Origin of the sequence: Hallella colorans (assembly GCF_003096815.1) — a bacterium.
Taxonomy (GTDB): Bacteria; Bacteroidota; Bacteroidia; order Bacteroidales; family Bacteroidaceae; genus Prevotella; species Prevotella colorans.
Genome location: NZ_QENY01000022.1, coordinates 44,500 through 51,090 on the forward strand (window position 1 = coordinate 44,500; position 6,591 = coordinate 51,090).

Annotated in this window: 7 protein-coding genes; all 7 read left to right on the plus strand. The window is 37.4% G+C overall.

The window, feature by feature from the left end; genetic code table 11:
• Positions 1-11: 11 nt before the first annotated feature.
• Genes C7379_RS10435 through C7379_RS10465 form a run of 7 tightly spaced genes read left to right on the plus strand, consistent with a single transcriptional unit; the run spans position 12 to position 6,513 of the window.
• Positions 12-1,517: a type I restriction-modification system subunit M gene (locus tag C7379_RS10435; protein ID WP_036861330.1), complete on the plus strand. Its 1,506-nt coding sequence runs from the start codon at positions 12-14 to the stop codon at positions 1,515-1,517.
• 47 nt (positions 1,518-1,564) lie between these two features.
• Complete coding sequence (gene xerA, locus C7379_RS10440) at positions 1,565-2,557, plus strand: site-specific tyrosine recombinase/integron integrase (protein ID WP_036861327.1); 993 nt, start codon at positions 1,565-1,567, stop codon at positions 2,555-2,557.
• Between the two features lie 6 nt (positions 2,558-2,563).
• A complete protein-coding gene (locus C7379_RS13020; protein ID WP_116617256.1) occupies positions 2,564-3,220 on the plus strand; it encodes a restriction endonuclease subunit S in 657 nt (218 codons plus the stop codon).
• Positions 3,221-3,240: 20 nt separating this feature from the next.
• Positions 3,241-4,098, plus strand: coding sequence for an AbiJ-NTD4 domain-containing protein (locus C7379_RS10450; protein WP_116617257.1), 858 nt, complete (start codon positions 3,241-3,243; stop codon positions 4,096-4,098).
• A 6-nt stretch (positions 4,099-4,104) separates the two neighbouring features.
• Positions 4,105-5,277 carry a restriction endonuclease subunit S gene (locus C7379_RS13025; protein ID WP_116617258.1) on the plus strand — a complete coding sequence of 391 codons (1,173 nt, stop codon included), beginning with the start codon at positions 4,105-4,107 and terminating at the stop codon, positions 5,275-5,277.
• A gap of 10 nt (positions 5,278-5,287) precedes the next feature.
• A complete protein-coding gene (gene fic, locus C7379_RS10460; protein ID WP_116617259.1) occupies positions 5,288-6,181 on the plus strand; it encodes a protein adenylyltransferase Fic in 894 nt (297 codons plus the stop codon).
• Positions 6,182-6,189: 8 nt separating this feature from the next.
• Positions 6,190-6,513, plus strand: coding sequence for a restriction endonuclease subunit S (locus C7379_RS10465; RefSeq protein WP_116617260.1), 324 nt, complete (start codon positions 6,190-6,192; stop codon positions 6,511-6,513).
• The last annotated feature ends 78 nt before the right edge of the window (positions 6,514-6,591 follow it).

The window sequence follows — 6,591 nt, forward strand, 5'->3', positions numbered from 1 at the left end:
AAAAAAGAATCATGGCAAAACAAAATACAGCTGATATTGGATTTGAAAAGGAAATATGGAAAGCAGCAGATTTGCTTCGTGGCAATCTTGATGCTTCCGAATACAAATCGGTAGTATTGGGATTGATTTTTCTAAAATACATCTCCGATAAGTTTGAAACCAAATATCAAGAATTAGTCAATAATAATGAAGGATTCGAGGAAGACCGCGATGAATATATGGCGGATAATATTTTCTTTGTCCCACAAGAAGCACGTTGGAGTGTAGTAGCAAAAGCAGCCCATACACCAGAAATAGGTACGATAATCGACAATGCCATGCGTCTTATTGAAAAGGAGAATCTCCGTTTGAAAGGTATTCTGCCCAAAAATTTCGCCCGACCAGAATTAGACAAAAGGCGTTTGGGCGATGTGGTAGATTTATTTACCAATATTCAAATGAAAGAACATGGAGATTCCAAAGATATATTGGGACGCACATATGAATATTGTCTTTCTAAATTTGCAGAAGCAGAAGGGAAATTAGCAGGAGAATTTTATACACCTGCTTGTATTGTTCAAACACTTGTCGAAGTACTGAAACCTTATCACGGACGAGTATATGACCCTGCATGCGGATCTGGTGGTATGTTCGTACAGTCTGCCAAATTCATAGAAAGGCATCAAGGCAACATCAAAGATATTTCTGTATATGGTCAAGACAGCAATCCAACGACATGGAAGATGGCTCAGATGAATCTTGCCATTCGAGGCATTGAGGCTGATCTGGGTAAGTTTAATGCAGATACATTCTTTGACGACCAGCATCCAACGTTGAAAGCCGATTTTATTTTGGCTAATCCACCATTCAACCTTAGCGATTGGGGAGCAGACAAGTTGCAAGACGACGTGCGTTGGAAATTTGGCATTCCACCATCTGGCAATGCCAACTTTGCATGGTTGCAACACATGATACATCATTTATCCCCCCAAGGGAAAATAGGTATGGTATTGGCAAATGGTTCTTTATCTTCACAGACAGGAGGTGAAGGAACTATTCGTGAGAATATCATCAAGGCCGATTTGATAGAAGGTATTGTTGCACTACCCTCACAGTTATTTTATACAACAGGTATTCCTGTTTCTCTATGGTTCCTCAATCGTGAGAAGAAGCAGAAAGATAAAATTCTGTTTGTAGATGCAAGAAACATGGGAACAATGGTTACCCGCAAACTTCGTGAGCTCCAAGAGGCAGACATTAAAAAAATTGCAGACACTTTTGATAAATATAATGATGGTAAACTTGAGAATGAAAAAGGCTTCTGTGCAGTTGTAGCCCTTGACGATGTAGCAAAACAAGATCATATTCTTACGCCAGGACGCTATGTTGGCATAGCAGAACAGGAAGACGATGGTATTCCTTTTCAAGAGAAGATGGATAAACTCACAACCGAATTGTCCGATTTATTTGCTCAATCTCATGATTTGGAGGACGAGATACGAAAACAGTTGGCAAGCATAGGCTTCACAATCAAGTAAATGACTGCATGTTCTTCCATATTATCAATTCATTAATATAGAAGAATATGAAAGAAAAATTGATTTTAGAAATTAGCAATGCAATGGCAGGTATATTAAGTGTAGAACAAATGGCACAGCTCAATGGTGTACTACTGCAAGTAATCAGTAACTACACTATTTCGGCAGACGATGAGCAGATGCAAGAGAATAATGCATCTAACGAACGTCTGTTAGAGATATTCTTGTCAGCTAAACAAGTTGAAGGTTGCACCACACCTACCATAAAATATTATGGTTCGACCATCAATCAGCTTTTCAAGAAAATGCCTAAAAAAGTTACGAACTATACAACAGAGGATATTCGTGCTTATTTGGCTGTATTTCAACAGAAACACAAATCGAGTAAAGTTACAATAGACAATATCCGTCGTATCTTTTCATCTTTCTTTTCATGGTTAGAGGATGAGGATTACATCATTAAAAGTCCTGTACGTAGAATACACAAGGTTAAGACAGGAACACAGATTAAGGAAGTCCTTACTGACGAAAATTTGGAACAACTGCGCGATAACTGTACAAGGGTACGAGATTTAGCCATGATAGACCTCTTGGCTTCTACTGGTATGCGTGTTGGAGAACTTGTAAAGCTCAATCGTGAGGATATAAACTTCAATGAGCGTGAGTGTATCGTTTTCGGTAAAGGCAACAAGGAACGTATCGTGTATTTCAATGCTCGTGCAAAGATACATCTACAGCAATACCTCGCAGAGCGGAAAGACAGAAACAAAGCATTGTTCGTGTCTCTCGCCAAACCACACAATCGACTGCAAATATCAGGGGTTGAGACAAGATTAAGAAAGATTGGGAAGCTTTCAAAGATTGTCCGTGTCCATCCACACAAGTTCCGTCGGACACTTGCGACTATGGCTATAGATAAAGGTATGCCCGTGGAGCAAGTGCAAAAACTCCTTGGGCATGTTAAAATTGACACAACCATGCACTATGCAATGGTTAATCAAACAAACGTCAAACTCTCTCACCGCAAATTCATCAGTTAAATCAAAATGCAAACAGCATATCACACATATAGCTCATATCAATCGCTATTTCATAAAAATAGGCGGATAAATGATAATTTAGAGCAACAGGCTCAGGCGTTGTTCAACGAAATGTTTCCCCATGTTACTGAAGGAGAAAATATGATAGGGGATCTAATTATGCCTAAACGCGGAAAAGGACTCCTTTCCAAGAATGCAATAAAAGGAGATATACCAGTAGTCGCTGGGGGTATAGAACCTGCAACATACCATAACCAAGCCAATACGACTGCTCCTGTTTTGACAATAGCAGCATCAGGAGCTAATGCTGGGTATATAAATTTATGGCATATTCCTGTTTGGGCCTCAGATTCTTCTTACATTGATGATTCGATAACTCCAAATGTATATTTTTGGTATATCATGCTAAAGAAAAGACAAAAGGAAATATTTGATGCACAAGTAGGTTCTGCGCAGCCACATATTTATCCTAAACATATAGCAGAACTGCCCATGAATGTTGTCTTTGTTGAAAAAATAGCAGAATATAATGAGATTGTAACACCTATATTCGAGAAAAAAGGACAACTTTTTCTCGAAAGTAAGCGCTTAACATCACTTCGTGATACGCTTCTTCCCAAACTGATGTCTGGCGAGCTGAAAATTAATGATATAAACAACTAAATTCCCATTTATAAAATAATATGAAATTATTTTCAGAAAGATACAATTACATAAAGGTAGCAGATGTGATTATAAGAGAAAAAATCACACCTGAGATTCAAAATGCAATCTGTTCATGCTATGATAAATTGAAAGAGGTCTTCATAGAAGCCGGGACATGCTATAGTGATACGCCCTATATTGAGATGGAGAAATATCTGTGGACCTATTTTCTTAATCAACGTGAGGGAAACTTTTATGAAGGAAGAAGGTATCATATTGTTGCAACGCAATTTGTAGAGGATGAGAATAACCCTTGGTATAGAAAGTTGGACTTAATAGAATTCACCGCCAAATATTTGCATACTCTTGATACAAAATACGATAGGCGTATGTTTGTTTTCCATTCGTTTGTTGAGCAACTAAACTTCGAATTTAAACGATTAAATTTTGCATATAGGGTTGTTAATACAGAAATAGTCGAAATTACTTCGGATGAAGAACTTGCAGCCGTAGAATCTTCTATGAAGGATTCTCCACACAATATAAGAATGCATTTGAGCAAAGCTTTGGAATTGTATGCTCAACGACCTACTGGGGATTATCGAAATTCTATTAAAGAATCTATTTCTGCCGTTGAAGCGTATTGCCGTGAGGTTACAGGAGAGAAGACATTAGGCGAGGCTCTTAATAAAATTAATGGTAAAGGGTTGGTCATACCTCAAATTTTGAAAGTTGCATTTGAAAAGTTGTATGCATATACGAATCAACCTAATACAGGAATCCGACACGCTTTGATGGATGAGACGGGCACTTATACTCCAGCTTCAGAAGAAGCATTGTTTATGTTGGTGTCATGCAGTTCTTTTATTAATTATCTAAATAAAAAACTGAAATAATTTCATATGGAAGAATACGATAGAATGGAAATACAGCATATTTGCTCTAATATATGTAGTGGCGGAACTCCTAAAAGTACCGTTGAAGAATATTATGGTGGGATTATTCCTTGGCTAAACACCAAAGAGATTAACTTTAATCGTATCTATAAAACAGAAAAGACAATAACAGACGAAGGGTTAAATAATTCATCTGCCAAATGGATTCCTGCAAAATCTGTAATTGTCGCAATGTATGGAGCAACAGCGGGGAAAACCGCTATTACTCAAATTCCTTTGACAACTAACCAAGCATGCTGTAATCTTACTATTGATTCTACAAAAGCGGATTATAGGTTTGTTTTTTATGCTTTATGTAATGATTACGCTTATCTGGCATCGCTTGCAAATGGTGGAGCACAGCAAAATCTGAATGCACAGCAAATAAGAGAATTTGAGATGCCTTATCCTTCTCTTGAAGAGCAGGAATGTATTGCTGACATCCTTTCTTCTATAGACAATAAAATCGATCTGAACCGCCGGATAAATGATAATTTAGAGCAACAGGCTCAGGCATTGTTCAATTATTATTTTATAGATACCCCAGAACTTTTAGGTGAGTTCTCTGTCGGGTCGTTGGCAGATGCCGCTAATTATGTGAATGGACTTGCGATGCAGAAGTATCGTCCAATTAATGGCGAGAAGGGGTTACCAGTATTAAAAATAAAAGAATTGGGACAGGGCAGAATAGATTCTTCGTCCGATTTTTGTTCAAATGAAATTGATTCGTATTACAAGGTATATGATGGTGATGTTATATTCTCATGGTCAGGTACTCTTATGGTGAAAATATGGTGTGGGGGAAAATGTGGACTTAACCAACATCTTTTCAAGGTTAGTTCAAAAACAACACCTAAATGGTTTTACTATTTTTGGACAAAACATCATTTAGATAATTTTATTAGAATTGCAAAGGATAAGGCTGTCACTATGGGGCATATTAAACGAGGAGAACTGGAAAAAGCAGAAGTTCTGTTCCCCAATAATAGTGTAATGAAGAAATTAGATACTTTAATGGCTCCATTTCTAGACCAGATTATTGAAAAAGAGTGCGAAATTAGAAAACTAGCTCTATTGCGTGATACACTCCTTCCCAAGTTAATATCTGGTGAGCTGGTAATTAATGATATAAACAACTAAATTCCCATTTATGGAAGAGAAGAAAGAACAACATAAGAAATCAATTCGCTTCTTCAACGACCGTGAAGTACGTGCCGTATGGGATGAAGAAAATAATTGTTGGTGGTTTTCTGCGACAGACATTGTGCGTGCCATTAATGATGAGCCAGACTACACCAAAGCAGGTAACTATTGGCGTTGGCTAAAACGTAAGTTAAAACAAGAAGGCATTGAACCCGTGAGTACTACTCACAGGTTTAAATTTGAAGCACCAGATGGCAAGATGCGTATTGCAGATGTCCTTGATAGTGAAGGAGTGACTTTATTAGCAAAGCACTATCCTAACAATCGAGCAAATGAGTTCCTTGATTGGTTTACATATAGTGATAATACATTAGATGGTCAAAGTCGAAAGAAAGCATATCTGTTATATGAAAGTGGTTTGCTGAAAAGTCTTGAGCCAGGCAGCATACAATGTTTACAACAGATTCATGCTTATCTCTTTGGAGGATTGTATGACTTTGCTGGACAAACCCGCACGAAGAATATCTCAAAAGGAGGTTTTACCTTTGCTAATTGTATGCACTTCCCCGAAACTCTGCAAACAATAGAACGAATGCCCGAAACTACCTTTGATGAGATTATGGATAAGTATGTAGAGATGAACGTAGCCCATCCTTTTATGGAGGGTAATGGTCGTAGCACTCGCATTTGGCTGGACCTAATGCTGAAGCGTTCTCTCAAAAGATGTGTGGATTGGAGTCAGATAGATAAAAATGATTATCTCAATGCCATGCGTGAGAGTGTATCTGACAGCACGCACATCAAATCTTTGGTATTGCCAGCTCTCACCACAAAGATTGACGACAGAGAAATGTTTATGAAGGGCATTGATTATTCATATTATTACGAACAAAACGATTAACGCTCATTATGGAAGAATGGAAAGAATATAGATTAGGAGAAGTTGTTAATATCTTAGACTATAAAAGAATTCCTTTATCTTCAGCAGAAAGGAAAACACGAGAAGGGGGATTTCCTTATTATGGTGCACAAGGTATTATTGATTATATTGATGATTATATCTTCGATGGAACATATTTACTTATAGCAGAAGATGGAGAAAATCTCAAATCCAAAAAGCAAGATATAGCTCAATTAGCTCATGGAAAATATTGGGTTAATAATCATGCTCATATAGTAGAGAGTAATGGAATATGTGACATTAGATACTTGTGTTCATTAGTGTCCCGTTAAAATAGGGACCAGTTAAATATTAATCAAATAACCCCGGAAAGAGGGGACAATCGAGTTCTTTGACATTATTGAAATCAG

Coding starts and splice junctions, on each gene's coding strand:
- C7379_RS10435 (WP_036861330.1), top strand. CDS start 12: ATGGCAAAACAAAATACAGCTGATATTGGATTTGAAAAGGAAATATGG.
- xerA (WP_036861327.1), top strand. CDS start 1,565: ATGAAAGAAAAATTGATTTTAGAAATTAGCAATGCAATGGCAGGTATA.
- C7379_RS13020 (WP_116617256.1), top strand. CDS start 2,564: ATGCAAACAGCATATCACACATATAGCTCATATCAATCGCTATTTCAT.
- C7379_RS10450 (WP_116617257.1), top strand. CDS start 3,241: ATGAAATTATTTTCAGAAAGATACAATTACATAAAGGTAGCAGATGTG.
- C7379_RS13025 (WP_116617258.1), top strand. CDS start 4,105: ATGGAAGAATACGATAGAATGGAAATACAGCATATTTGCTCTAATATA.
- fic (WP_116617259.1), top strand. CDS start 5,288: ATGGAAGAGAAGAAAGAACAACATAAGAAATCAATTCGCTTCTTCAAC.
- C7379_RS10465 (WP_116617260.1), top strand. CDS start 6,190: ATGGAAGAATGGAAAGAATATAGATTAGGAGAAGTTGTTAATATCTTA.